Consider the following 24,882-nt stretch of genomic DNA (forward strand, 5'->3'; position numbering starts at 1 on the left):
ACTGAGCGGACCCCATCATGAAAACTGTCGAAATCTACACCACCCCCACCTGCCCCTATTGTCATGCGGCCAAGCGGCTTCTGACGCGCAAGGGCGTGGCCTTCACCGAAATTGACGTCAGCCGCGACCCCGATCTGCGCGCCGCCATGACCGACCGGGCAAACGGGCGCCGCACTGTGCCGCAGATTTTCATCGGCGGGCAGCATGTCGGTGGCAGCGATGATATCCATGCGCTTGACCATGACGGCAAGCTTGACGCGCTGCTGGCGGGCTGATCGATGCGGGTTGCGCTTGTCCAGCTGACGGTGACCGACGACCCGGCAGAGAACCTGCCGGAAACGCTCGCCTTCCTGCGCATCGCGGCAGAGGGCGGAGCCGATCTGGTGCTGACGCCTGAATGCACCAATATGCTCAGTTCGTCGCGCGAACATCAGCGCGCTACGCTGCGGCACGAAGACGACGATCCGACGCTGGCTGCCATCCGGGCCGAGGCGAAGGCGCATGGGATCTGGGTGCTGATCGGGTCGCTGGGGCTGCTGACGCAGGATGCCGACGGGCGCTTTGCCAACCGCTCCTTCCTGATCGGGCCAGAGGGTGAAATCGCCGCGCGCTATGACAAGATCCATATGTTTGACGTCAACGTGACCGAGACCGAGGTGTATCGCGAAAGCGCCGCCTATCGGCCCGGCGTGCAGGCGGTGGTGGCGGACATCCCGTTGGCAAAGATCGGCATGGCGGTCTGCTATGACCTGCGTTTCCCGCATCTGTTTCGTCGACTGGCACAGGGCGGCGCGCAGATCCTGACCGTGCCTGCCGCCTTCAACCACCTGACAGGCGCCGCGCATTGGGAGGTGTTGCTGCGTGCCCGTGCCATCGAAACGGGCTGTTTCGTGCTGGCCCCGGCGCAAACCGGCTTCCACCCCGAAAGCAACGGCAAGGGGCGCAACACCTATGGTCACAGCCTTGCCATCGCGCCTTGGGGCGAGGTGCTGGTGGACGCGGGCACCGATCCGGGGGTGACGTTCGTGGATATTGAACTGGCCGAGGTCGAAAAGGCGCGGGGCCGGGTGCCCTCGTTGTCGCACGACCGCAGCTTTGAAGGTCCGTAATGGCGGAAAAGACCGAAGATCTGGCGATTGCCCTGTTTGGCGAGCTGTTCATGGCGGATCAGCTTGCCCGCAACCGCATTTCCAAGGCGCTGCCCAAAGGGATGGAGCTGTCACATTTCGGGGTGCTGAACCATCTGGCGCGGATTCAGGAGGAACGCACACCCGCCCAGCTTGCCCGCAGCTTCCACGTTACGCGCGGGGCAATGACCAATACGCTTGCAAAGCTGGAATGGGCCGGGCACATCCATATCCGGCCGGACTGGGATGATGCGCGACAGAAGTTCGTTGCACTCAGCCCTTCGGGCCGTTCGGCGCGGGATGCTGCCGTTCAGGCCATCGCCCCGCTGATCGGCGAAGTCGTTCAGGCGCTTGGCGCTGATCGTGTTCGGGCGGTGCTGCCGGTGCTGCGCGAATTGCGCACCAAACTGGAAGGGGCGGATTAACCGCCCCCCCTTTGCAAGGTTACTTGACCAGCCGGTCGATCCGGGTGGTGATGCCAAAGGCATCGTAGACCAGCCCGATGATGCTCTTGGTATTGGACAGCGAGCTTTGGGTAGCCAGAACCAGATCGCGGTCCTGAACGGCGAACTCACCCGCACTGAACAATCCGTCGGCGGTGGTCAGGTCCAGCGCGAAGATCACGCGCTCCTTGCTCGGGCCGGTTTCGTTGCTGCGCAGATCACTCGGTTCATAATTGCGCAGGATCAGCACGCTTTTCGGGTTGGCACGGACATCGTTCAGACCACCCACCAGCGAGGCAGCGTCAAGCGCCGTCACCTTGTCATGCGGGAAAGGGATCTGCGCCTCGCGCCCGGTTGCGCCCAGCGACAGGAAGTAGCGGCCATCGCTTTCGACATAAATCTTGTCGCCGCCGCGCAGGGTTGTGTCCAGCGAGGGGCTTTTCAGCAGGCGGTCCGCTGAAATCGCGTAAAGTTTGCCGCCCCGCATCAGGCGGACCTGCGGGTTTTCGATGTCCTTGGCGATCCCCCCGCCCATGGCGATCAAACTCAACACCGTGAAATCACGGTCGGGCATGACGTAATTGCCCGGTGTGGTTACACCGCTGACCAGATCGACCGAGCTTTGCCGACCGGCTTGATGGCTGAGTTGAACCTGCGCCGACGGGATGATTTGCGAGAATTCGGCCTGAATTGTGTTGCGTGCGCGATCAGGCGACATCTTGGCCACATAGACCTGATCGACGTAAGGCAGGAACACCTCGCCAGCGGGGGAAACCCGTATCCCCTTCAGCTCGACGACCTTCTGACCGGACTGCGTCAGCAGCGAGCTGTCGCCATTGTCCCAGATTGCCAGATCCAGCATGTCGCCCGCCTCGATGATCTGCGAGCTCGGTCCCTTCGCGCGCGGAATCCATCCACCTGCCGGGGTGGCACCGCGCGACGGCCATGCTGCAAATTTCGGAAGCGTTTCGCGGGTCACGGCATAGACGGCGAAATCCGCATCTTCCTTGTCGGCCCCTGCAAGGATCTGACCGGCATTCGGCCCGCCCGCCGGAAGGTCGCCACAAGAGGCTAGCATCCCGAGACTTGCTGTAGCCAGGCAAAGCCTTAACGCAAATTTCCGCATCAATATCTCCGATCGGGCCGCACCTGGCAGGGTGGACTTTGACAGCGGTTGCAAGATACTGGGGTGTAGCCGGGGGTTCAACAGCCTAGTTTTGTTCCGGTGCAACTGACGGCAAGGCGGCGATGATCTGTGTCTTGGGGGCTTCAGGGCGGCTTGGCTCCATCTTGCGGACGCTCTGGCGTCGCAACGATGTGATATGGAGCCGCCGATCGCAGGGGGCCGGCTGGTTCGCCTGCGATCTGATGACCGGGCCTCTGCCCGAGATGGGCGGCTTGCAAGGGGGCGTGGTGCTTTGTCTTGCGGGGGTCGTCCCCGGTCCGGGTGCCGATCTTGACATGAATGCCGGGATTGCTGTGCGGGCCTGTGAACTGGCGCGCGCCAATGGGGCGCGTCATGTTTTTCTTGCATCTTCTGCTGCAATTTATGGCTCTGCGGCCCTGACGGACCCACCTTTCGCAGAAGATACCTTGCCTCAGCCGGTGTCTGCCTATGGCGCGGCGAAGCTTGCGGCAGAGCATGCGGTGGCACAATGGCAGGCTCACAATGCCGGTATGGGCGTCACGCATCTTCGCATCGGAAATGTCGCCGGGGCCGACGCCGTGCTGGGCCGACCTTTGGATGCGCGGCGTCTGGTCGATCCCGTGGCGGGGTCTACTGGCGGGCCGTTGCGGTCATATATCGGTCCGCAGGGCTTTGCGCAGGTGTTGTCCGGGCTGAGCAATCTTGCCCTGACGGGTGGCGAAATTCCGCCGATCCTGAACATTTCGGCGCCTTCACCTGTGACGATGGGGGCCCTGCTGACGGCGGCAGGGGTCGATTGGACAGCCGGTCCGGTCAATCCGTCGGTCATCCCGTCTGTCGTTCTGGGGACCGGGCGGTTGGAGCGGCTGCTGCCGGGGCAGGCTGGGACAGGCATCGCCGCAGATCTGGTGACCGAATGGCGGGCGTGGAGGGGGCGGCAATGACCTTGCAGAAACGGCTGTTCGACCTGACCCTTGCCCTGCTGTTGTCCGCGCTTCTGGCCGTGCCCTTCGCGCTGCTTGTCGTCGTGTTGCTGGTCCGTGAGGGGCGGCCGGTGTTCTATGTGGCGGAGCGCATGAAGGCGCCGGGCGTGCCGTTCCGTCTTTGGAAGCTGCGCACCATGACGGTCGCCCGGCAGGACAGCGGTGTGTCGGGCGGGGACAAGGCGACGCGCATTACGGCTACGGGACGATTTCTGCGGGCTGCGCGACTTGATGAAATTCCGCAACTCTGGAACGTGATCCGGGGCGACATGAGCTTTGTCGGGCCGCGCCCGCCGCTGCGGCTGTATGTCGAACGCTTTCCCGCGCTTTATGCCGAGGTGCTGCAAAGCAGACCGGGAATCACTGGCCTTGCGACGCTGCATTTCCACCGGCACGAGGAATACCTTCTGTCGCGGTGCAAAACGCCCGAGGAAACGGATGCTGTCTATGCCCGGCGATGTGTGCGCAGAAAAGCCGCGCTTGATCTGATTTATCAGCGGAATCAGGGTGTATGCTTCGATCTGACGCTGCTTTGGCATACTGGCTCGGGTGTATTGTTACGCAAAATGCTTGGAAAATAGGCTGAATCGCGCAAAAACGGGGCGAATCGACTTTGCTTCGACTTGTTGGATGTGACGCCTTCGGGTAGTTTTCCCTAAATAGCCAAGATGGCCTCCTGCGAGTTCGCCACGTCGCTGCGCCGAGCAAGAAGGTTACTGAATGTATATTATCAGACGCGGGCTCTATGCCTTTCAGTCCGGGCTGAGTCGTAAGAACAAGCAATTTGTTTTATTCATGATCGACGCGCTGCTGCCGCCGGTCATTCTGGTTCTGGCGATCGCGGTCACCTACAACGGGTTCTCGCTGTTTGATCGTCTGCCGCGTGTGTTCTACATGCTGCCTGCGCTTTCGCTCACCGGCGGGGCCGTTTCGGCATGGCTTGGTATCCCGCGGGTTCAGCTCAAATCCTTTGAAACAACGGCAATGCTGCGCACGGCGCTTTATTCCGCGCTGGTTACGGCTGTTGCTGCTGTGCTCAGCCGGTTTGTTGTGCCGGGCTTCGGCGTGGCGGGGATCACGATTTATGGGTTGATGCTGTTTCTCGCGGCGGTCAGCGTAAGGCTGGGGATGCTGCACCTGCTGTTGTGGGTGTTGCGTAATGGCCAGCCCAAGCACCGCGTGCTGATCTATGGTGCCGGCACGACAGGTGTGCAGCTTGTCGCGGCGCTGCGCTCACATGACCGGATTGTGCCGGTCGCTTTCATTGACGACAACGAAGCCCTGCATTCCATGACCGTGGCCGGTCTGCGGGTGCTGCCGCCCTCGGATCTGAAGGATCTTGTAGAGCAGCGCGACATCGACCGCATCATTCTGGCCATGCCCTCTGTCTCGGCGCCCAAGCTCGCGCGGCTGACGCGGCAACTGCGACAGATGGGGCTTCAGGTGCAATCCCTGCCGTCCTTCGCACAGCTTGTCGGTGAGGAGGAGTTGATCGACAACCTGTCGCCGGTGGCGCCGGGCCAGTTTCTTGGTCGGGATCAGGTCGGCGACATGCTGGCCGAGGGGGAACAGGCCTATCGCGGCAAGGCTATTCTGGTTTCCGGCGCAGGCGGTTCCATCGGATCGGAGCTTTGCCGCCAGTTGATCCCCTGCGGGCCGGCCTGTGTTGTGCTGTATGAGGTCAGCGAGGTCGCGCTTTACACCATCGAGCGCGAATTGCAGGAACTCGCGGCTGGAACCGGGGTGGAAATCGTGCCGGTTCTGGGGTCCGTCACGGATTCGCGGCTGACGCGCATGGTGATCAACGATCATCATATCGAGGTCGTGTTCCATGCCGCTGCCTACAAGCATGTGCCGCTGGTCGAGCTGAATCCACTGGCCGGGCTTGCAAACAATGTACTGGGCACCCGGACGCTGGCCGAAGCGGCGAATGACGCAGGCGTCGGGCGCTTCATCCTCATTTCCTCCGACAAGGCGGTGCGCCCGACCAATGTGATGGGGGCCTCCAAGCGGCTGGCTGAACTGGTCGTGCAGGATATGGCCAAGCGCTCGCGCGGTACCGTCTTCTCGATGGTGCGCTTCGGCAATGTGCTGGGGTCGTCGGGCTCGGTGATCCCGCTGTTCAAGGAGCAGATTGCCAAGGGCGGTCCGGTCACCCTGACCCATGAGGACGTGACCCGATATTTCATGACGATTTCCGAAGCGTCGCGCCTTGTGTTGCTGGCGGGCTCGTTCTCGGATGTCGAAACCTCGCGCGGGGGCGATGTCTTCGTGCTGGATATGGGCAAGCCGGTGCGCATCCGTGACGTCGCGGTGCAGCTTATCAATACGGCCGGTTATTCGGTCCGCGACGAGGCGCATCCCGAGGGGGATATCGAGATTGTGGTGACGGGCCTGCGTCCCGGCGAGAAATTGCATGAGGAACTGCTGATCGGCGCGGGCCTTCTGACCACGCCGCATTCAAAAATCCTGCGCGCGCGTGAGGACAGCCTTTCGGAGCTGGAGATGGCCAAGGCCCTGCGTGCCTTGAGGTCGGCCATTGCCGTGGGGGATCACGACGGTGCGCGCCGCGTCATCAAGACCTGGGTGCATGGCTATCGCGCACCTGTTCAGGAAACGATCCGCGCAATACACCCGTGACAGATTGTTGTGCGGCAACGATTGCCCTAAACTGCCGCGACTAGCATAGGCGGAGCGACGATGAGTGCATTCAAGACCCCGGCGGGAAGGTTCCTGCTTGCAACCTCGGTGGTTGCCCTTTGCGCCTCGGGATTTGCGGTTGCGGAAACCGCGCCGTCTTTGAACTTTTACGGGGCTACCGGCCTGATCGACATGCCTTCGGGCGAGGCGCAGCCGGATGGGAACCTGACCGTCTCCAGCGGGCATTTTGGCCCCATCAGCCGTACGACGCTGAGCTTTCAGGTGACGCCGCGCATTTCCGCCAGCTTCCGGTTCCTTGGTATCCGTGACTGGAACGCCAACAGCGCCTGCCAGCCGAATTGCACAACCGGTGTCGATCAGTTCGACATCTATTATGACCGTTCGTTCGATCTGCGCTACAAGGTGCTGGACGAAAGCCGCTATCTGCCCTCGGTTACCGTCGGTTTGCAGGATTTTGCCGGCACGGGCATCCTGTCGGGCGAATATATCGCCGCGACCAAGCATATCACGCCCAGCCTGAAGGCGACCGTGGGTCTGGGCTGGGGCCGGTTGGGCAGCTATGGCTCCATCGGGTCACCTTTCGGAACACGGGATCCGATCGAGGTGGGTGAAGGCGGCAATGTCAACTTCGGCCAGTGGTTCCGTGGCCCCGCTGCACCCTTTGCGGGTGTGGAATGGCAGGCGACTGACCGTCTGGCCCTGAAGGCTGAATATTCCTCCGACGATTACGGGCTTGAATCGGACAAGCGCGGCACTTTTGATCGCAAAAGCCCGCTGAACTTCGGCGCGGAATACAAGCTGAGCCCGTGGATCACGTTGGGCGGCTATTATATGTATGGCAGCGAACTGGGGTTTGCCGCGCATTTCCTGATGACGCCGGGTCAGCGCCCGCTGGGGGGCGTAAGGGATGGTGCCCCCGATCCGGTGAAGCTGCGGCCCTCGCGCTCTGTCGATGCGGATGCATGGTCGCCGGAATGGGTGACGCAGGAAAGCGCGGCGCCGATCTTCATCACCAACCTGAACAAGCGGCTTGAGCAGGATGGCATCGTGGTCGAGGCGATCGGCTACAGCGCCAACAGCGCCGAGGTGCGCATTCGCAACAATCGCTACGACGCCGAGGCGCAGGCTATTGGCCGCGTTGCGCGGGCGATGTCGCATGTCATGCCTGCCTCGGTCGAGACGTTCGAGATCGTGCCGCTGGTGAACGGCATGCCCGCCTCGCGCGTCAAGGTGCGCCGCTCGGATCTGGAGCGGCTGGAATATGATCCGAATGCCAGCGCGGCGATGCAAAATGCCGTCAGCGTGTCCAGTCCGGGACAGCGCGCGCCAAACCTGACCTACGACCCGGATCTGTATCCGAGCCTTTCTTGGTCCATCGCGCCCTACAACCGCGTGCGGCTGTTCGACCAGAAATCGCCGTTCAAGATGGATGTGGGGCTGCGGTTCACGGGCCGCTATGAATTCGCGCCGGGCTGGGTGCTGCAAGGTTCTGCCACCAAGAAGGTTGCCGGAAACCTTGACGAGCCGCCGCCGAATATCACGACCGGCCTGCAACCCGTGCGGTCGGATGTGGACCTTTATGACGCCAATGCCGATCCTGCGCTGGAAAGCCTGTCGCTGACGAAATACGCCTATCTGGGCGGTGACGTTTATGGCCGGGTCAGCGTCGGCTATCTGGAACGGATGTTCGGCGGTATCTCGGGCGAGGTGCTTTACAAGCCCGTCAACAGCCGCTGGGCGGTGGGCGTCGAGGTGAATTATGTCGCGCAGCGCGATACCGACGGTTTGTTCGGTTTCAGCGAATACGACTATCGCGTCGCGACCGGGCATGTCTCTGCCTATTACAATTTCGCGCCGGGCTTCCATGCGCAGCTTGATGTTGGCCGCTATCTGGCGGGCGACGTGGGGGCAACCCTTGCGGTGGACCGCGAATTCTCGAACGGCTGGCGGGTGGGGGCTTTTGCCACCAAGACCAATGTTTCGGCTGAGGATTTCGGCTCTGGCTCGTTCGACAAGGGGATTCGCCTTGAGGTGCCGCTGACATGGGGCACCGGCGCTCCGTCGCGGCGCAAGTATGAAACGGTCATCCGGCCCTTCGGTCGTGATGGCGGGGCAAGACTCGATATCGACGGACGTCTTTACGAGACGATTCGCGATTATCAGGACGCGGGCATTCAACAGCAGTGGGGTCGATTCTGGAAATGAAGCTGCTGAAACCTGTCCTTGCCCTTGGTCTTGCGCTGACGGTTCTTGCCGGATGCAGCAGCGACAGCGAATCTGGTTCGCCGTTGGTTTCGGCGGCAAAGAATCTGTCTGTGGCCATGTTGAAGCAGCGCTCGACGGCTGCGGCGCCCCCGGTCACGCGGGCAGATCTTGCCAAGCTGAACGTGCCGATCATCAAGGGAGAGTTGAAGACCGGCGCCTGGACCATCTATCTTGTGCCCATCACGCGCAGCGGTTCTGTGGAAACCTGGTCAACGTCGGATGACCTGACCGTCACCTTCCGCGATGGCGTGATGATGCAGACAAGGGGATTCGGTCCCGATCTGATGCAGGCATCGGTTCCGACGCGCGCGCAGCTTGCTTCTGGCGGGGGCTCGCACCGTCGCAGCTATTTCTATCTGGACGGCGCCGATAAAATGCACCGCTTTGATTACAATTGCAGCGTTTCGACGATCGGGGCGGAAACAATCACTGTGGTAGGACGGCAACATTCGACCCGCCATATAGCGGAAACCTGCCGTGGTGCAGAGCATGAATTTACCAACGAATATTGGTTTGAAGGAGGTAATTTCATTAGAAAATCCAAAGAGTTGCTAGTCCCCGGCTGGGGCTACATGGAGCTGGCCAGGGTCATTGACAACGGCTAGAGAATACTACTTACTTTGAGTGTCGCGTTGTGGTATCCGATGCCCAATCGCCAAATTAAAATGTCATGGAGAGACAGATGAAAAAGTTCGCTTTCGCCGCTCTGGCCACCGCTCTGACCGCTTCGACCGCTTTCGCCGGCGGCCCGGTCATCGTTGAAGAAGAGCCGACCCCGGTCGCCGTGCTCGCCCCGTCGTCGTCGATGGGTGGTGGCGCTGCTCTGGCCGCTCTGGCTGGCATCGTTGTCGTCGCCGCTCTGGCGTCGAACGACTCGGGCAGCCACTAATCCACGCCTGACGGCGCGGACGAGAATCGTTCCACGGAAGGGCCCGGCGACGGGCCCTTTCCATTTTCGGAAGACGGGTAGTGATGTTCCAGCGGCTGAAACGCAGGCTTGTGCGCATCATGGCGCGGGCATCGCAAGCCAATCTGGGCATGGTGGCCGCCGGTGTAGCTTTCTTCGGGTTTCTGTCGATCTTCCCGGCCATGGCCTTTGTTATGGGGCTGTGGAGCTTTGCGGCCGACCCGGCAGTCATCCGCGATGAAATGGCCATTCTGGCCGATTTCCTGCCGCATGACGCCTTTTCAGTGCTGAATACCCAGGTCGAGGCGCTACTGGCAGCCGGAAGCAGCGAACTGGGCTGGACCACCATCCTTTCACTCATGGTAGCCTTCTGGTCGGCGCGATCGGGTGTGGCGGGCATGGTGTCGGGGCTGAATGCGGTGCACCATCACCCGGATCGTTCGGGGGTGTATGCCATCCTGCTGTCCATGGCGTTGACACTGATGATGGTGGTGATCGCGCTGGCGGCGCTGTTGGCCTCTATCGTGGCCCCGGTATTGCTGCGTTTCCTGCCGCTTGGTCCTTTCGCTTCGCTGGCGCTGGATCTGGGGAACATGCTGCTGGCCCTCGGCTTGCTGGTGCTGGGCCTTGCGCTGACCTATCGCTTTGGTCCGAACCGGCCAGATCATATTCAGGTGCGGCTTTTTACCCGAGGCCTTCTGGTGGCCATGGTGCTGTGGTTTGCCGTCTCACGGGGTTTCGTGCTCTATCTGGCCAATTTCAACAGCTACAATCAGGTCTATGGCTCCATCGGGGCTGTGGTGATCCTGATGATGTGGCTGTATCTCAGCGCCTATGCGGTGCTTCTGGGCGCCGCGGTGGATGCCGAGGCAGCGGATGTGCCAGAGCCGGGGCTGCCCCCGGCACCGGATCAGTAATCCTTTTCCTTGAAGATCCCGATGCTGGTCTCGCCTTCGCCGCCGACCGAGCCGCGCAGCGTGACCGTCTTGCTGAGGTCTAGGTTCAGGTTGATCTTGGCCTGACCGTTCTGATCCACCTCGATCTCGGTATAGGCCTTGGACGAAATGTATTTGCCCGCCTTCAGCGTGGTATCCCCCTGCGCATCGGTGCTGACATCCAGATCGTCGAGACCAAAACCCTTGCGTAGTTTGCCGATGATCCCGTCCCCGCCCTTGCCGGCGAGCGTTGCCACTGCACTGGCAAGTTGCGCGGCCTGAAAGGCCGACAGCGAGGTCAGGTCGCGCCCGAACAGCAGATGCGACAGCACCTCTTCCTGCGGCAGTTCCGGCTGCGAGACGAAAGTGATCTTCGGGTCGGTGGCCTGCCCCTCGATCTTGACCGAGCTGACGATCTCGCCGTCATCGTTCGAGGCAAGGATGCTGATGAACGGGTCGAAATCGCCCTGAAGCTGCAACAGCGCCTCTGACAGCGTCAGCCGTTTGCCAAGGATGTCCAGCCGCCCGCGCACGAGGTTGAAGCTGCCAGAGGGCACGACATTGGCTGTGGTGCCTTGCAGGCGCAACTCGCCCCCCAGTTCGGCATCCAGTCCCCGCCCCCGAATGAACAGTCGCTGCGGCGCCGAAATTCGCAGGTCCAGCGGATAGGGCCGCCCACTGCCACCTGCGGCGTTGCTTACGGTCTCCAGCAGCCCTGCCCTGGCGCGTGTCGCGTGCACATCTGCGGGTTCTGCGACATGGCGCAGCCCCTCCAGCCCACCAGCCGAGCCGAGGCCGGTAGAGGGCACCACAAGCTCGGTTTCGCTCAGGTCGATATTGCCCGCGATCACGGCACCGCCAGTCAGGGGGCCTTTCATCGTGATATTGCCGTTGACGCGGGTGGTGAACAACTGGGGGTCTTTCAGGATCAGTTGCTGAAGCTGCACAGCCAGATCGGCATTATAGGGGGCCGCCAGACCCAGGCCGCCGCCAAGCCGGATCGTGCCGCCGGTTGTCACGCTTCCCGTCAGATCCAAGGCGGCACGGCCTCCTGCAAGATTGATCGCGCCATTGAACCCTGTCAGCGCGGTAGGTAGCGACGGGTCGCTGACGCGGATGTCCGACAGGCTGATCCGCCCGCTCAGCGAGGCGGGCTGCAGCGGCCCGCGCAGTGCAAGGTCATAGCGGATGCTGCCCGATACGGTGCGCGGATCAATGAAGGCATTGGCGAGCGCCGCCTGTGCCGCGCCGACCGCACTCAGATTTGCGGTGCGGAAGTCGGGGCTGATGGTGCCCTGCACCTTGCTGTCAATTCCGCCCGGTCCCTGCCCGGTCAGGTCAAGCCTGTAGGTGCTGCCGTCATCCACCACCTGTCCACGCACCGACAGGCGGCCCGGAAATTCCGGCAGAAGCGTGGCGAGGTTCACCAGATCAGCGGTCAGGTTTACCTGCCGCGTCGTATCCGAGATGCTGCCGTCGGCGGCGACACGAAGTTGCGGGTTGTCCAGAGTCGCGGTGTTGACCTTGATCCGCCCGCCCGCCAGCGCCAGATCGGCGGTCAGCCGGGTTTCGCCCGCCAGCAGCCGGTCGGTTTCGGACTGACCGATGCCAAGATTGCGGCCACTTGCTTTGGCGGTCAGCTTTCCGGCCTCCGGCGTGCCCGTAAAGGTGGCGCTGGCATCCAGCGCGCCGCGATAGCTGCCGCCGAGGGCGCTCAGGTCGCTGAACTTCAGATCGGCGCTGACATCGCTGCCCGCCAAGGCCAGTTTGCCACGCGCCGAGGCGGCAAGGGTGGCGGCCCTGACCTCCAGCTTGCGCAGATCCACGGTTTCGCCCGCGATCCCTGCTTCTGCGGAAATGGTTGAAGCACCGCGCAGTAGCGCATCTGCCTCGGCAATTCCGACCTTCAGCCCCGTGCCGGTGCCATCAAAAATCACGGTTCCGGCTTCTGGTGTGCCTGTAAAATGCGCGCGGCCGGTCAGCGCGCCGCTATAGGGACCGCCCAGGACGGAAATATCACCGAAATCCACATCGGCAGACAGGTCGCTTCCAGAGCTGGCGAGTTGCCCGCTGACCATGGCCCGCAGGCTGGCCGCCGCCAGATCAAGCTGGCGCAGCCGCAGCCCGCTTTCGTCTCGGATCGCTGAAATGTCGATAGTGCTGGAGCCTGACAGCAGATTGTCGGCTTCGGGAATGCCGGTGCGCAGGGCGTGACCGTTGATCTGGCCGGTTACGTCGAACATGCCGCCCAGAAGCGCATAAGAGCCGCCCAGCCGCATATCGGCCCGACCCGCCAGCGGCCGGTCGGCCAAAGCGGCGAAGCGCGACAGATCGTCGGCCCGTAGGGCGCCCTTTCCGGTCAGCGACAACGAATTGTCCAGCCCGGAAAGATTGACCGTGCCGTCAAGACTGTAATCCGCTCCGTTCAGCGCCAGTTCGGTCAGTTGCAGCGCGTCATAGCCTTCGCGCCAGCGAAAGCCGACCGTGCCCCTGATCCCGGTGCCCAACGCCTGCGCCAAGGCCGGGTCGGAGGGCGCGATCCCGTCTGCCGCAAAGTCGAAAGCACCGGAAACGGCGGGCTTGCCATCGGCGCGGTTGATCACGCCGCTTCCCTTGATCTTTGCTTCACGCAGCTTCAGATCAGCCCGGTCGAAGCCTGTCATGGCGATGTCGGCGCTCCAGGTCTCGGCCTCAGCCGCGTCGAAGCCCAGGACGATGTCTGCATGAGTGACCGAAGTTGGCAGATCGGTGGTCAGCGGCAACAGAACCGGCGTGCCGTCCTTCCCAAGCGTGCCCTTCAGCGCAAAGCGTTGCGGCAGCCCGTCGGCGGCCAGTGCCAGATCGCCACGCAGATCAAGCGCCTGAGTCTGCAAGGTGAAATTGTCTACGATCAGCCGTCCGTCAGTTGCCTTTGTGCCGCTCGCCGCCAGCTTCACGTCACTGCCGAAGAACCCGGCATATTCCGGCAGGAACATCGGGGCGGGATCGCCCCCCAGATCAGCGGCAAAACGCAAGTCACCTTCCGGCGTATCGCCCACCGTGATCTTGCCCGCCAGCCGTTCGGCGCCACCCGAGGCAAGCTGAATATCGGCCGCGTAGTCCGACAAAGGGCCTTCGCCCTTCACGGTCAGCTCGATTGCCGGATTGCCCGGCAAACCCATCAGCGTGGCAGCAATACCGCCCGCAGCCTCCTGCGCGACCAGATCAAGGGCCAGAACCTTCGATTCATTGGCGTAGCTGGCGGTGAGGACAACATTGCCCTCCGGCCCGTCATCAATGCGCTTCAGGGTCAGGTTCGCCTTGCCCTCTCCGCCCGAAAGACTGGCCGAGGCGGTCAGTGTCGCTTCGACCGGCTGGCCCAGAACCGTTGGTCCCAGCACGATACGATCAGCACCAAGGGTGCCGATCTCGACCGAAACAGGCAGGTCGGGCAGGGCGAAGGGCGTCGCCTCGGGGGCAGGCAGGCTTTCATCGGCGGATGCGATGGGCAGGCGGTCCAGCACGATTTCTGAGGCGGTCAGGCGCTCAACCGACAGGCTGCCGGTCAGCAGGGCGGTGCGGCTCCAGTCCAGCACCACATTGTCCAGCGTCAGCCAGATGCCGGTGTCATCCGCGATGGTCAGCTTGTCGATGGTTGCTTCTGAGGAAAGCGCACCTGCAAAGCCGGTGATCGTGACCTTCCGCCCGGCGCCTGACAGGTTGTCCTCCAGCAGGGCGGTCAGCCAGTCACGGTCATCCTGCTGCGCATGAGCCGCAAAAGGAAGGGTGCAGAGGGCGAGAACAAGGATGCGTTTCATCAGAAAGACTGCCCGATACCGACGTAAATCTGAACTCCGTCACCCGTGCTGCCCGCAACAGGCGCTGCCACATCCAGCCGGATCGGTCCGAAGCCGGTGTTATAGCGCAGGCCAAACCCGGCACCGGCGTGCCAGTCGCCATAGGAATCGCCGAAATCGGTGGCGCCTATGTAGCCCGCATCGGCAAAGCCCACGATTCCGATGGTATCGGTTACACGGGCGCGGACCTCGGCTGAAAGTGCCGCAAAGGCCATGCCGCCGATCTTTTCGCCATAAAGACGCGCCACATCGACCCCCAAAGACTGATAAGGCTGACCGCGCACCGTGCCGCCCCCGCCGGAATAGAACAGATAGTCGCGGGGGGTGCCCAGAAGATCGCCACCGAAGATCGCGCCGACCTGCGCGCGCGCGGCCAGGGTGACGGGACGCTTGTCTCCAAAGGTCAGGTAAGCGCGGCCATCCGCCTTGATCCGTGCGCCGCTGTCGGTCGTGCCGAAGCCCAGATAGGGCCGCAGCTCGGCATCCAGGTAGTAGCCTTTCCGCGCATCCACCTTGTTGTCGCGGCTGTCCCAGGTCGCGCCGATCGGCAGGGCGAGATGTTCGTAGGTATAGGTGGCGATGATGTCTTCGACCTTGGCATAGCTGAATTCCAGCCCCACCCGGCCGGTCAGCTTTTCAGAAAAGTAGTGGCTGAAGCCAACGCCCAGCGTGCCGATGTCGGCCGTGTAATCCTCTTCATCCAGATGCGCCGCATTGACAGAGAAGCTGAGTGTGGTGTCGGGCGTCAGCGTTGCGGGCCTGTCGATGGTCACACCCAGACCGTAATCCACACCACTGTTCTGCGCGCCGATATTGCCGATCTCGCCTTCGACCTTCAGACGTTCGCCGCCGCCCATCAGGTTGCGGTGCAGCCAGTAGCCGGTCAGGCTCATCCCGTCGAGGCTGGCGATTTCAGCCCCGATGGAATAGCGGCGGAGCTTTTCCTCGACCACAGTGGCGGTGATACCGATCAGATCGGGCGAGGTGATGGCTTCATCCTCGGTCAGCGTGACCGAACGGAAGACGCCAGTGCGGCGCAACCGCTCTGCACTGCGTTTCAGGGCGTCGGGGTCAAAAACCTCGCCCTCTGGCAGGCCAGCGATCTTGTGGATACGACGTTCGCGCATCCGTTCCTGGCCTTCGACCTTCAGCTTGCCGAAACGCAGCTTCGGGCCGGGCTGAAGGCCGATCCGTGCGGCCAAAGTGTTGCTGCGATGATCGGCAACCACATCCTGACTGGCGACTCCGGCCTTGGCATGGCCATCCTCGCGCCAGGCATCGACGCCGGTCTGCACCGCCTCTTGCACCAGCCCGCTTTCGGCGGGTTTGCCGGCGGCAAAGCCCGCTGGCATTTCCGTGCCTGAGGGCACCGGGGCGACGCGGGCTTCGGAAAACTTGAAGGCGGGGCCGGGGTCGACGGTCACGCGCACCGATCCGATGTTTTTCGGTGCATCCAAAGGTGGAATGCCCGCCGCTTCGCGCCCGTCGATCAGGACATGGATGACCGGGGCGTAATATCCGGTGGCATAGGCGGCGCTGACCAGCCGACCATATTCGGCCCGCGCGGCCGAGAATACGTCTTCGGCCGCCGTCTTGCCCTCGGCCTGCAAGCCCAGCAGGGCCGAGGCATTGCGCAGGTCTTTCCTCAGCCCGTCAGGACCGGCGGTCACTGTGAATTCAACAGGTTCAAGGGCGCCTGCGGGGGTGGCAACAGCGGCTAGAACGGACAGGCTGCTGATCAGACCGATTACAGGATACGAACGAAACCCGGACACGCAGCTCTCCCCCAGCAAGAGTTGGGAAAACTATCGCATCTTGTAGGGCGAACCACAATTGCCGCTAGACATAGCGCGCGCAAAGACAGGCGTTCCCGGCGTCGTTTCGCCGGCCAAAACAGAGGGGCGGGGATCTTTCGAGCCCCGCCCAGTTGGTCACCGCACCGTAAATTCTGATGGTCGTGCCGCGCTTACCAGTTGTCCGGTCCCTTTTCGATGAAGCGCCGCGCGAGGAAGTCGATGAAGGCCCGCACCTTGGGCTGGGTGAAGCGTCCGGGCGGATAAACTGCGTAAATGCCCAGCATTTCGACCGGCAGTCCGGGAATCGCCTCTTCCACCTGCCCCTTACGCATTGCCTCGGCACATAGGAACGAAGGCAGGAACGCGATGCCGAGCCCGGCGATCGCGGCGTTCAGCAGTGATTGCCCGTCATTGACCGTCAGCCAGCCGTTCGAGCGCACCTGCCGCTTTTCACCCGAAGGCGCCGTTACCTTCCACACATTGCCATTGGCCTGGTTGGAATAGTGCAGCAGCTTGTGTTCGTTCAGATCGTCGATCTTCAGCGGGCGGCCATATTTCTGGAAATAGCCGGGTGCCGCGATCATGCGTTTCGAGGTTTCGGTCAGCTTGCGGGCACGGAGGCTCGAATCCTCCAGTTCGCCCACACGGATCGCCATGTCGAACCCTTCGGAGATCAGTTCCACATAGCGGTTGTTCAGCACCATGTTCACGGTGATTTCCGGGTATTCCGCCAGAAACTCGCCCAGAATCGGCGACAGCAGGTTCACACCGAAGTCTGTTGCCACCGAAATCCGCAGCAGGCCCGAAGGCGCGCTTTGCATCGAAGTGACAAGCGCATCAGCTTCGCCTGCGTCATTCAGCACGCGGCGGGCGCGGTCGTAATAGGCCAGCCCGATTTCCGTCGGGCTGACGCGGCGTGTCGTGCGGTTCAGAAGCCGGGCGCCCAGCCGCGCTTCAAGCGCAGAGACGTGCTTGGACACGGCGGATTTCGAGATTCCCATTTTCTTGGCCGCATCCGTAAAACCACCTTGATCCACCACAGTGGCGAATGCTTCCATCTCGGTCAGTCTGTCCATTGTCGTCCCCATGCGTCTTATGCAGGTCCATGAGGGACTATTGGTTTCGAATTGGGGCGAGACGGGGGCGATGGCGCGACGAAGCGGCGGTATCTTGGCGGATCGTTCATGGCACGGCGCCAATCCCGAAGCTTATTGTGCGGCAATCTCGCGCGAGGGCGCGAGCAGGCGTTCGCTGACCTCGTGCAGTGCCAGTGCCGCAGCGCCATGCGCCCAAAGCAAGTCACCCCAGGCGTGAATCTTCACCGGCGGTTTCGGGCGCCCGGTCGAAATGGCAAGCTGTTCCATCTCGGCCAGCGTCTCGGCGGCATAGAGATAGTCGTAGCGCATGCGTTCCCCCGACAGGATGATCAGCGAGGGGTCGAACAGGTTCACCACATTCGACAGCCCGACCGCCAGATAGCGCCCGGCGCGACGAAAGATCGACCGTGCGGCTGTGTTGCCTGCTTTCGCATGATCATACAGACTTTCCAGCAGGACATTCATCGACTGGCCGTCCTTGTGGGCCCAGTTCAGCGCTGTCGTTGCCTCGCGCGCCAGAGCGTAATCCGCAACATAGGCTTCAAGGCATCCCCGCTGACCGCAGCGGCACAGGGCGCCATCCAGTTGCACCTTTGTATGGCCCAGTTCCATCCCAAGCCCGCGTGCCCCGCGATAGATACGGTGATTGATCACGCAGCCCATGCCGACGCCGTGTTCAATGGTAACCACCGCGAAATCGGCAAGGCTGCGCCCCGCGCCGAACCACAACTCGGCCAGCGTCACCAGATTGGCATCGTTGTCGATATGGACCGGCAAGCCGATCCGCGCCGTCGCTGCCTGTGCCAGCGCCACGCCCCGATCCATGAGGACAGAGGACCACATCACCATTCCGCTTTCGCAATCGACAAAGCCCGGCACACCCAGACCCAGTGCCGAAAGGTCACGCGGTGCGATGCCAGCCTTGGCGCAGACGCGGTTCAGCAGGGTATCCAGCGCATCCAGAAGCTCCGGGAGGCTCATGGCGCCGGGTCGGCGGGGGATCACGTCGCCCGCGATCAGCTTCCCGGCGAAATCCACCACAACGGCCGTATGCTCGCGGTCTGAAAGTTTCATGCCCGCCACCAGATGCGCCCCCGGTCGCACTCCCAGCGCGACGGCTGGGCGTCCTCGGCCTGGCTGATCGCCATCGCGCGGGGCTGCGACTTCCTCGATCAGCCCGCTTTCGATCAGTTCCTGCGTGATCGTCGTGACCGAGGCGGGCGAAACAGCCAGTTCCTTGGCTACCTGCACACGCGGAATCAGCCCGGCCGCGCGCACACGCTCAAAAACTTGCTGGCGCAGAGGACGGGTTTGTTCCGACAGCGGCGCGATCAGCGGGCCGCATCCAGCCCGGTCCTGGGTGCGAAGATCGGGTTCATGCGGTTTCATTTATTTGACCTCCAAATAAAAAAGCTGCATTGCGGCGCGTATTGAGCGGATATTCTGCGATGCAGCATCATGTTTCGGCCGTCTTTTCATCATACCCAGTGTTTGACCATTATTTTTATTTTGACAACTGAAATTATTATCGGCAATTTTAGGGCGTGCCGACGAATCTGTCGGACCGGCCATTCGCTGGCCGCATCCATAGGGAGGAGAAACATGCGTAATGCGCTGATCGCCGCGGTCGTGGCGGCTGCCGGCTTCAATTCGGCTGCGCTCGCCGAAGGCCTGACCATCGGGGTGAGCTGGTCGAACTTTCAGGAAGAACGGTGGAAAACCGATGAAGCCGCCATCAAGGGCGCGCTGGAAGCGGCTGGCAACAGCTATATCTCGGCAGATGCGCAGGCCTCCGAGGCCAAGCAGCTGACCGACATCGAGGCGCTGATCACTCAGGGCGCCGATGCGCTGATCGTGCTGGCCTATAACAAGGATGCCATCGGCCCGGCCATCGAGAAAGCCGCCGCCGAGGGGATTCCGGTTGTGGCCTATGACCGGCTGATCGAAGACCCGCGCGCCTTCTATCTGACCTTCGACAACAAGGGCGTTGGCAAGATCATCGCGGAAACAGTTGTGGCTGCCGCGCCGAAAGGCAATTACGCCATCATCAAGGGCGACCCCGGCGATGCCAATGCAGGTTTCCTGCGTGAAGGCATGGAAGAGGTGCTGGCGCCGAAGGTTGCTGCGGGCGACATCACCGTCGTGGGCGAGCAATTCACCCAAGGGTGGAAGCCCGAGGGTGCACAAGAGAACATGGAACAGATCCTGACCGCCAACGACAACAAGGTTGATGCGGTTCTGGCGCAGAATGACGGCATGGCCGGTGGCGCCATCGCCGCGCTTCAGGCGCAGGGTCTGAATATCCCGATCGGCGGACAGGACGGCGACCTTGCCGCACTGAACCGCGTGGCGCGGGGCACCCAGACTGTTTCGGTCTGGAAAGACTCGCGTCAGCTTGGCGCCAAGGCGGCCGAGATCGCTTCGGCGCTGGCGGGTGGCACCGCGCTGGATGCCGTTGACGGTGCGTCCAAGTTCTCGGGCGGGGAAAAAGGCGTTGAAATGAACGCCATTTTCCTCGCGCCGACCCCGATCACCAAGGAAAACCTGAATGTGGTGATCGACGCTGGCCATATCTCGAAAGAGCAGGCCTGCGAAGGTGCGGCCGACGACGTGGCTGCCTGCAAGTAAGGCCTTCATCGGCGGGGGTCTTTGACCCTCGCCGGTTTTCATGGGCGGCGAGGCCGCCCGAGTTGCGACAACGGCCCGGCGGATATGGCCCTTCGCCTCGCCCGTCTGCACCCTTTTCACCGTAGTGCCGGACGCCCCCATGTCATCATCCCAGAATACCCATGCCGGAGTGACCTCCGGCCCCGTCACCCGCTTTCTGAAAGCGACCGAAATCGACACCCGCCTTTTGGGCATGATCGGCGCGCTGCTGTTGATCTGGGTCGGCTTCCACCTTTTCGGTGTCTTTTTCAAGGGTTCGGGTTCATTCCTCACCCCCCGCAACCTGTGGAACCTGTCGGTCCAGACCGCCTCCATCGGCATCATGGCCTGTGGCATGGTTCTGGTGATCGTGACTCGTCACATCGACCTGTCGGTCGGTTCGGTTCTGGGTTTCTGCGCCATGGTCATGGGCATCGTGCAGGCCCGCATCCTGCCCGAGTTTCTGGGCCTCGGCCATCCGCTCATCTGGGTCATCACGGCGCTGGTCGGCATGGCGCTGGGCGCGGCCATCGGGGCCTTCCATGGCTGGCTGGTGGCCTATCGCGGTATCCCGGCCTTCATCGTGACGCTGGGCGGATTGCTGGTCTGGCGCGGTTTTGCTTTCCTTCTGGCGCGGGGCGAGACCATCTCGCCGCTGGACAGCACCTTCTCGCTGCTGGGGGGCGGGCCTTATGGCGCCATCGGCGCCACGGGAAGCTGGATCGTTGCCCTGATTGCCTGCGCCGCAATCCTCTGGATGTTGTGGAATGGGCGCCGAACCCGTGCGCTGCATGATTTCCCGCAACGCCCGGTTTGGGCCGAGGGCGTGCTGGCTGCGCTGGGCTGCGGTCTGGTGATCGGCGCGACGCTTCTGGTCAATGCCTATCCCTGGCCCAAGGGGATCGTCCGCCAATATGCGGCGGCGAACAACATCGAACTGACCGAGGCGGGGCTGTTCATCAGCCATGGCTGGGCCATCCCGGTTCTGATCCTGATGGGGGTCGGTGTCGTGATGACGGTGATTTCGACCCGCACCCGCTTTGGCCGCTATGTCTTTGCGATGGGTGGCAACCCCGACGCGGCCGAGTTGTCGGGCATCAATACCAAGTGGATGACGGTCAAGATCTTCGCCGTCATGGGTTTTCTGACTGGCCTGTCCTCGGTCGTGGCCTCGGCCCGCCTGAACTCGGCCACCAATGCACTGGGCACGCTGGACGAGCTTTATGTCATCGCGGCGGCGGTCATCGGCGGCACATCGCTGGCGGGGGGCGTCGGCACCATCTACGGCGCGATCATCGGGGCGCTGGTGATGCAGAGTCTGCAAACCGGCATGGTGCTGATCGGCTTTGATGCGGCGCTTCAGAACATCGTTGTCGGCTCGGTTCTGGTGCTCGCCGTGTGGCTGGACATCGTTTACCGCAAACGCGCCAAATAAGGGGGAAGGATCATGACGAACAAGGGAACCCCGCTGGTCGAGATGCGCGACATCTCCATCTCCTTCGGTGGCATCAAGGCGGTGGATCATGTGACGATCGACCTCTATCCGGGCGAGGTTGTGGGTCTGCTGGGCCATAACGGTGCCGGGAAATCGACGCTCATCAAGTGCCTTTCCGGTGCCTATCAGATGGACAGCGGCGAGATTTTCATCAACGGCGACAAGGCCGAGATCCGTAGCCCCCGCGACGCGCGCAGCTACAATATCGAGACGATCTACCAGACACTTGCGCTGGCCGATAACCTTGATGCCGCGTCGAACCTGTTTCTCGGGCGCGAACTGGTCGGGCCCGGCGGCTTTCTGAACGACATCGCGATGGAGGCCGAGACCCGCAAGATCATGGGTCGGCTGAACCCGAACTTCCGCAAGTTCAACGTGCCGGTCTCGGCACTGTCAGGCGGGCAGCGGCAGTCGGTTGCCATTGCGCGGGCGGTCTATTTCAACGCGAAGATCCTCATCATGGACGAGCCGACCGCCGCGCTTGGCCCGCACGAGACGCAGATGGTGGCGGAACTCATTGCCGAACTGAAGAAACAGGGTCTGGGCATCTTTCTGATCGAACATGACATCCATGCGGTGATGGAACTGTGTGACCGCGCCGTGGTCATGAAGAACGGCCAGCGGGTCGGCACGGTGAATGTGGGTGATGTGACCGACGATGACATTCTGGGCATGATCATCCTCGGCAAGAAACCCCCGCAGGCATATTGACATGTATATCGGACTGGATCTCGGAACCTCCGGGCTTAAGGGTATCCTGATTAACGAGTGTCAGGAGGTGGTGGCAGAAGCCATCGCCTCCCTGGCTGTTTCCCGCCCGGCGGAAGGCCAGAGCGAACAGGCTCCCGCCGACTGGATCGCGGCGGCGGAAACGGTAATGGACGGACTGGCCCGCAAGGCTGACCTTTCGGTGGTCAAGGGCATCGGCTTGTCCGGGCAGATGCATGGCGCGACCCTGCTGGATGCGGCGGACGAGGTGCTGCGCCCCTGCATTCTGTGGAACGACACCCGCGCCCATGCCGAGGCAGCGGTGCTGGACGGCGACCCGATGTTCCGCCGGATCACCGGCAATATCGTCTTTCCGGGCTTCACCGCGCCCAAGCTCGACTGGCTGCGCACGCACGAGCCGCAGGTCTGGCAGTGCGTCGCCAAGGTGCTGTTGCCGAAGGATTATCTGCGGCTTTGGCTGACGGGCGAGCATGTGGCCGAGATGTCGGACGCCGCCGGGACAAGTTGGTTCGATACCGGCGCGCGCGACTGGTCTGACGATCTGCTGGCGGCAACGGGGCTTGACCGGGCGCAAATGCCCCGGCTGGTCGAAGGATCCGAGGTTTCGGGTTTGCTGCGGACGGAACTCGCGCGGCGCTGGGGCCTGCCCGAGGGGGTAGTGGTCGCGGGCGGTGGTGGCGACAATGCGGCCTCTGGCATTGGCGTCGGTGTGGTGCGGGCGGGCGATGCTTTCGTCAGCCTCGGCACCTCGGGTGTGCTGTTTGCCGCGAACGATGGCTATCAGCCAGCGCCGGAAACCGCTGTGCATACCTTTTGCCACGCCCTGCCGCAGACCTGGCATCAGATGGGGGTGATCCTCGCTGCGACTGATGCGCTGAACTGGTATGGCCGGTTCGTGGATCGGGACGCCGCGGCGTTGACCTCTGAACTCGGCGCGTTGCAGGCACCCGGTAAAACGCTGTTCCTGCCCTATCTGGGCGGCGAGCGCACGCCGCTGAACGATGCGGCAGTGCGCGGCGCCTTTACCGGGCTGGAACATGCGACCGACCGAGCGGCGGGAACGCGCGCGGTGCTGGAGGGCGTGACCTTCGCCTTCCGCGACTGCCGCGATGCACTGGCTGCCACCGGCACACGGCTGGAGCGGCTGATCGCGGTTGGCGGCGGCTCTCGCTCCGACTACTGGCTGCAAACCATAGCCACCGCGCTGGGCGTTCCGGTCCTGCTGCCAGAGGCCGGGGATTTCGGCGGAGCCTTTGGCGCCGCCCGGCTGGCCTTGATGGCTGCCACCGGTGCGGGGGCCGAAGTCGCCACCCTGCCACCTATTGCGCGCGTGATCGAGCCGGTTGCCGCGCTTTCCGACGCTTTCGACGCGGGCCACGCCCGGTTCCGCGCCGCACAATCCGCAATCCGAGGACTGACATGACCGACTTCTTCAAGGGTATTCCGGCAATTCGCTACGAAGGCCCTGACAGTGCGAATGAATTTGCCTTCCGCCACTACAACCCCGACGAGGTGATCCTCGGCAAGCGGATGGAAGATCACCTGCGCTTTGCCATTGCTTATTGGCACAGCTTTGCCTGGCCGGGCGGTGACCCCTTTGGCGGCCAGACCTTCGACCGCCCGTGGTTCGGCGACAGTATGGCGCTGGCGAAGCTCAAGGCCGATGTGGCGTTTGAGATGTTCGACATCCTCGGCGCGCCCTTCTACTGCTTCCACGATGCCGATGCCCGGCCCGAAGGGGCCACTTTCGCCGAAAGCCTGCGCAATCTTGAGGAAATCGTGGACTACCTCGGTGAAAAGCAGGCTGGCCACAAGGCCAAGCTTCTGTGGGGCACCGCCAATATGTTCAGCCACAAACGCTGGATGTCGGGCGCGGCCACCAACCCTGACCCGGACGTCTATGCCTATGCCGCCGCCAATGTGAAGGCGAACATGGATGCGACGCATCGGCTGGGCGGGCAGAACTACGTCCTCTGGGGCGGGCGCGAGGGCTATGAGACGCTCTTGAATACCGATCTGAAGGCCGAACGCGAACATGCGGGGCGCTTCCTGCAACAGGTGGTCGATTACAAGCACAAGATCGGCTTCAAGGGCGCCATCCTGATCGAGCCGAAACCGCAGGAACCTTCAAAGCACCAGTATGATTACGATGTGGCCACCGTTTATGGCTTCCTTGTCCAATTCGGTCTGGAAAAGGAGGTGCAGGTGAACATCGAGCAGGGCCATGCCATCCTGGCCGGACACTCCTTCGAGCATGAGATCGCGCTGGCGGCCTCGCTGGGCATCTTCGGGTCCATCGACATGAACCGGAACGATTATCAATCCGGCTGGGATACCGACCAGTTCCCGAACAATCATGCGGAAAAGGCGCTGGCGTTCTACGAAATCCTGCGCGCGGGCGGCTATACCACCGGCGGCACCAATTTCGACGCCAAGATCCGACGCCAAAGCCTCGACCCCGAGGATCTGATCCTTGCCCATGTCGGTGGTATGGATACCTGTGCGCGGGCGTTGAAGGCGGCGGCTGCCTGTCTGGAAGATGGGGGGCTGGAGGCCGCACGCGCAGCGCGCTACGCGGGCTGGCAGGCGCCTGCTGCCAAAGCGATGCTGGAAGGCTCGTTGGAGCAGGCGGCGGCGCGGGTGACGGCCGAAGGCATCGAGCCGCAGCCGAAATCCGGTCGGCAGGAGCGGCTTGAAAATCTGTGGAACCGCTTCATCTGAGGCGACGCGGCCGGGCATAGTGATATGTCCGGCCATACATATTGATTATACTATCAAAATATAGAATAAATCCGTCTTTTTGAATGTTCGTGAA

The 24,882-nt window shown here is 62.5% G+C and carries 20 protein-coding genes; 15 read left to right on the forward strand and 5 right to left on the reverse strand.

The window, feature by feature from the left end; translation table 11 throughout:
* Window positions 1-17 precede the first annotated feature (17 nt).
* From grxC to D2N39_RS15385, 3 genes are read left to right on the forward strand one after another with little or no spacing between them, the layout of a single operon-like run.
* Window positions 18-275 (forward strand): glutaredoxin 3, encoded by a 258-nt coding sequence (gene grxC, locus D2N39_RS15375; protein ID WP_119135661.1) that lies wholly within the window; start codon window positions 18-20, stop codon window positions 273-275.
* 3 nt (window positions 276-278) lie between these two features.
* Window positions 279-1,109: a carbon-nitrogen hydrolase family protein gene (locus D2N39_RS15380; protein WP_119135662.1), complete on the forward strand. Its 831-nt coding sequence runs from the start codon at window positions 279-281 to the stop codon at window positions 1,107-1,109.
* Complete coding sequence (locus D2N39_RS15385; RefSeq protein ID WP_119135663.1) at window positions 1,109-1,552, forward strand: MarR family winged helix-turn-helix transcriptional regulator; 444 nt, start codon at window positions 1,109-1,111, stop codon at window positions 1,550-1,552. The genes D2N39_RS15380 and D2N39_RS15385 overlap by 1 nt, the downstream gene beginning before the upstream one ends.
* Window positions 1,553-1,571: 19 nt before the next feature.
* On the opposite strand, the gene D2N39_RS15390 is transcribed toward D2N39_RS15385, so the two are convergent.
* Window positions 1,572-2,648, reverse strand: coding sequence for a polysaccharide biosynthesis/export family protein (locus D2N39_RS15390; RefSeq protein ID WP_233557197.1), 1,077 nt, complete (start codon window positions 2,646-2,648; stop codon window positions 1,572-1,574).
* A gap of 170 nt (window positions 2,649-2,818) precedes the next feature.
* Between D2N39_RS15390 and D2N39_RS15395 the strand changes: the two genes are divergently transcribed.
* The 7 genes from D2N39_RS15395 to D2N39_RS15425 all read left to right on the forward strand — a co-directional run bounded on the left by D2N39_RS15395 (window position 2,819) and on the right by D2N39_RS15425 (window position 10,450).
* A complete protein-coding gene (locus tag D2N39_RS15395) occupies window positions 2,819-3,661 on the forward strand; it encodes an NAD-dependent epimerase/dehydratase family protein (RefSeq protein WP_119135665.1) in 843 nt (280 codons plus the stop codon).
* Entirely contained in the window at window positions 3,658-4,281 is a 624-nt protein-coding gene (locus D2N39_RS15400) for a sugar transferase (protein WP_119135725.1), read from the forward strand. The genes D2N39_RS15395 and D2N39_RS15400 overlap by 4 nt, the downstream gene beginning before the upstream one ends.
* Before the next feature lie 148 nt (window positions 4,282-4,429).
* Window positions 4,430-6,340 (forward strand): polysaccharide biosynthesis protein, encoded by a 1,911-nt coding sequence (locus tag D2N39_RS15405; RefSeq protein ID WP_407645588.1) that lies wholly within the window; start codon window positions 4,430-4,432, stop codon window positions 6,338-6,340.
* A gap of 60 nt (window positions 6,341-6,400) precedes the next feature.
* Complete coding sequence (locus D2N39_RS15410; protein WP_119135667.1) at window positions 6,401-8,566, forward strand: YjbH domain-containing protein; 2,166 nt, start codon at window positions 6,401-6,403, stop codon at window positions 8,564-8,566.
* Window positions 8,563-9,231 carry a YjbF family lipoprotein gene (locus D2N39_RS15415; protein WP_147373502.1) on the forward strand — a complete coding sequence of 223 codons (669 nt, stop codon included), beginning with the start codon at window positions 8,563-8,565 and terminating at the stop codon, window positions 9,229-9,231. Before D2N39_RS15410 ends, D2N39_RS15415 begins: the two co-directional genes overlap by 4 nt.
* A 77-nt stretch (window positions 9,232-9,308) precedes the next feature.
* Window positions 9,309-9,515 carry a hypothetical protein gene (locus D2N39_RS15420; RefSeq protein ID WP_147373503.1) on the forward strand — a complete coding sequence of 69 codons (207 nt, stop codon included), beginning with the start codon at window positions 9,309-9,311 and terminating at the stop codon, window positions 9,513-9,515.
* An 83-nt stretch (window positions 9,516-9,598) separates the two neighbouring features.
* Window positions 9,599-10,450, forward strand: coding sequence for a YihY/virulence factor BrkB family protein (locus tag D2N39_RS15425; protein WP_119135670.1), 852 nt, complete (start codon window positions 9,599-9,601; stop codon window positions 10,448-10,450).
* On the opposite strand, the gene D2N39_RS15430 is transcribed toward D2N39_RS15425, so the two are convergent.
* The 4 genes from D2N39_RS15430 to D2N39_RS15445 all read right to left on the reverse strand — a co-directional run bounded on the left by D2N39_RS15430 (window position 10,444) and on the right by D2N39_RS15445 (window position 18,586).
* Window positions 10,444-14,265 (reverse strand): translocation/assembly module TamB domain-containing protein, encoded by a 3,822-nt coding sequence (locus D2N39_RS15430; protein WP_119135671.1) that lies wholly within the window; start codon window positions 14,263-14,265, stop codon window positions 10,444-10,446. The genes D2N39_RS15425 and D2N39_RS15430 overlap by 7 nt on opposite strands.
* Window positions 14,265-15,974, reverse strand: a complete 1,710-nt coding sequence (locus D2N39_RS15435) for an autotransporter assembly complex protein TamA (protein WP_233557201.1) — start codon at window positions 15,972-15,974, stop codon at window positions 14,265-14,267. The genes D2N39_RS15430 and D2N39_RS15435 overlap by 1 nt, the downstream gene beginning before the upstream one ends.
* Window positions 15,975-16,270: 296 nt before the next feature.
* Window positions 16,271-17,176, reverse strand: coding sequence for a LysR family transcriptional regulator (locus D2N39_RS15440; protein WP_054304134.1), 906 nt, complete (start codon window positions 17,174-17,176; stop codon window positions 16,271-16,273).
* A gap of 132 nt (window positions 17,177-17,308) precedes the next feature.
* Window positions 17,309-18,586: an ROK family transcriptional regulator gene (locus D2N39_RS15445; RefSeq protein ID WP_119135673.1), complete on the reverse strand. Its 1,278-nt coding sequence runs from the start codon at window positions 18,584-18,586 to the stop codon at window positions 17,309-17,311.
* A 213-nt stretch (window positions 18,587-18,799) separates the two neighbouring features.
* Here D2N39_RS15445 and xylF point away from each other — a divergent pair, with 213 nt between their 5' ends.
* From xylF to xylA, 5 genes are all read left to right on the forward strand, one after another.
* Window positions 18,800-19,825, forward strand: a complete 1,026-nt coding sequence (gene xylF, locus D2N39_RS15450) for a D-xylose ABC transporter substrate-binding protein (RefSeq protein ID WP_119135674.1) — start codon at window positions 18,800-18,802, stop codon at window positions 19,823-19,825.
* Window positions 19,826-19,964: 139 nt separating this feature from the next.
* Entirely contained in the window at window positions 19,965-21,278 is a 1,314-nt protein-coding gene (locus D2N39_RS15455) for a sugar ABC transporter permease (RefSeq protein ID WP_119135675.1), read from the forward strand.
* 12 nt (window positions 21,279-21,290) lie between these two features.
* The gene (locus tag D2N39_RS15460; protein ID WP_119135676.1) at window positions 21,291-22,049 is read left to right on the forward strand and encodes an ATP-binding cassette domain-containing protein; all 759 of its coding nucleotides are present in this window, start codon (window positions 21,291-21,293) and stop codon (window positions 22,047-22,049) included.
* 1 nt (window position 22,050) lies between these two features.
* Window positions 22,051-23,490 carry a xylulokinase gene (gene xylB, locus D2N39_RS15465; protein ID WP_119135677.1) on the forward strand — a complete coding sequence of 480 codons (1,440 nt, stop codon included), beginning with the start codon at window positions 22,051-22,053 and terminating at the stop codon, window positions 23,488-23,490.
* Window positions 23,487-24,788, forward strand: coding sequence for a xylose isomerase (gene xylA / locus D2N39_RS15470; RefSeq protein WP_119135678.1), 1,302 nt, complete (start codon window positions 23,487-23,489; stop codon window positions 24,786-24,788). Before xylB ends, xylA begins: the two co-directional genes overlap by 4 nt.
* Window positions 24,789-24,882 lie beyond the last annotated feature (94 nt).

Origin of the sequence: Gemmobacter lutimaris, from assembly GCF_003570715.1 — a bacterium.
In the GTDB taxonomy this organism is placed as follows: Bacteria; Pseudomonadota; Alphaproteobacteria; order Rhodobacterales; family Rhodobacteraceae; genus Gemmobacter; species Gemmobacter lutimaris.

What these genes read in the sequence shown, in the direction of transcription:
- D2N39_RS15460 (WP_119135676.1), top strand. Translation starts at nt 21,291, where the DNA reads ATGACGAACAAGGGAACCCCGCTGGTCGAGATGCGCGACATCTCCATC.
- D2N39_RS15385 (WP_119135663.1), top strand. Translation starts at nt 1,109, where the DNA reads ATGGCGGAAAAGACCGAAGATCTGGCGATTGCCCTGTTTGGCGAGCTG.
- D2N39_RS15425 (WP_119135670.1), top strand. Translation starts at nt 9,599, where the DNA reads ATGTTCCAGCGGCTGAAACGCAGGCTTGTGCGCATCATGGCGCGGGCA.
- xylF (WP_119135674.1), top strand. Translation starts at nt 18,800, where the DNA reads ATGCGTAATGCGCTGATCGCCGCGGTCGTGGCGGCTGCCGGCTTCAAT.
- D2N39_RS15455 (WP_119135675.1), top strand. Translation starts at nt 19,965, where the DNA reads ATGTCATCATCCCAGAATACCCATGCCGGAGTGACCTCCGGCCCCGTC.
- xylA (WP_119135678.1), top strand. Translation starts at nt 23,487, where the DNA reads ATGACCGACTTCTTCAAGGGTATTCCGGCAATTCGCTACGAAGGCCCT.
- D2N39_RS15395 (WP_119135665.1), top strand. Translation starts at nt 2,819, where the DNA reads ATGATCTGTGTCTTGGGGGCTTCAGGGCGGCTTGGCTCCATCTTGCGG.
- D2N39_RS15440 (WP_054304134.1), bottom strand. Translation starts at nt 17,176, where the DNA reads ATGGACAGACTGACCGAGATGGAAGCATTCGCCACTGTGGTGGATCAA.
- D2N39_RS15410 (WP_119135667.1), top strand. Translation starts at nt 6,401, where the DNA reads ATGAGTGCATTCAAGACCCCGGCGGGAAGGTTCCTGCTTGCAACCTCG.
- xylB (WP_119135677.1), top strand. Translation starts at nt 22,051, where the DNA reads ATGTATATCGGACTGGATCTCGGAACCTCCGGGCTTAAGGGTATCCTG.
- D2N39_RS15430 (WP_119135671.1), bottom strand. Translation starts at nt 14,265, where the DNA reads ATGAAACGCATCCTTGTTCTCGCCCTCTGCACCCTTCCTTTTGCGGCT.
- D2N39_RS15390 (WP_233557197.1), bottom strand. Translation starts at nt 2,648, where the DNA reads ATGCTAGCCTCTTGTGGCGACCTTCCGGCGGGCGGGCCGAATGCCGGT.
- D2N39_RS15420 (WP_147373503.1), top strand. Translation starts at nt 9,309, where the DNA reads ATGAAAAAGTTCGCTTTCGCCGCTCTGGCCACCGCTCTGACCGCTTCG.
- D2N39_RS15445 (WP_119135673.1), bottom strand. Translation starts at nt 18,586, where the DNA reads ATGAAACCGCATGAACCCGATCTTCGCACCCAGGACCGGGCTGGATGC.
- D2N39_RS15380 (WP_119135662.1), top strand. Translation starts at nt 279, where the DNA reads ATGCGGGTTGCGCTTGTCCAGCTGACGGTGACCGACGACCCGGCAGAG.
- grxC (WP_119135661.1), top strand. Translation starts at nt 18, where the DNA reads ATGAAAACTGTCGAAATCTACACCACCCCCACCTGCCCCTATTGTCAT.
- D2N39_RS15400 (WP_119135725.1), top strand. Translation starts at nt 3,658, where the DNA reads ATGACCTTGCAGAAACGGCTGTTCGACCTGACCCTTGCCCTGCTGTTG.
- D2N39_RS15415 (WP_147373502.1), top strand. Translation starts at nt 8,563, where the DNA reads ATGAAGCTGCTGAAACCTGTCCTTGCCCTTGGTCTTGCGCTGACGGTT.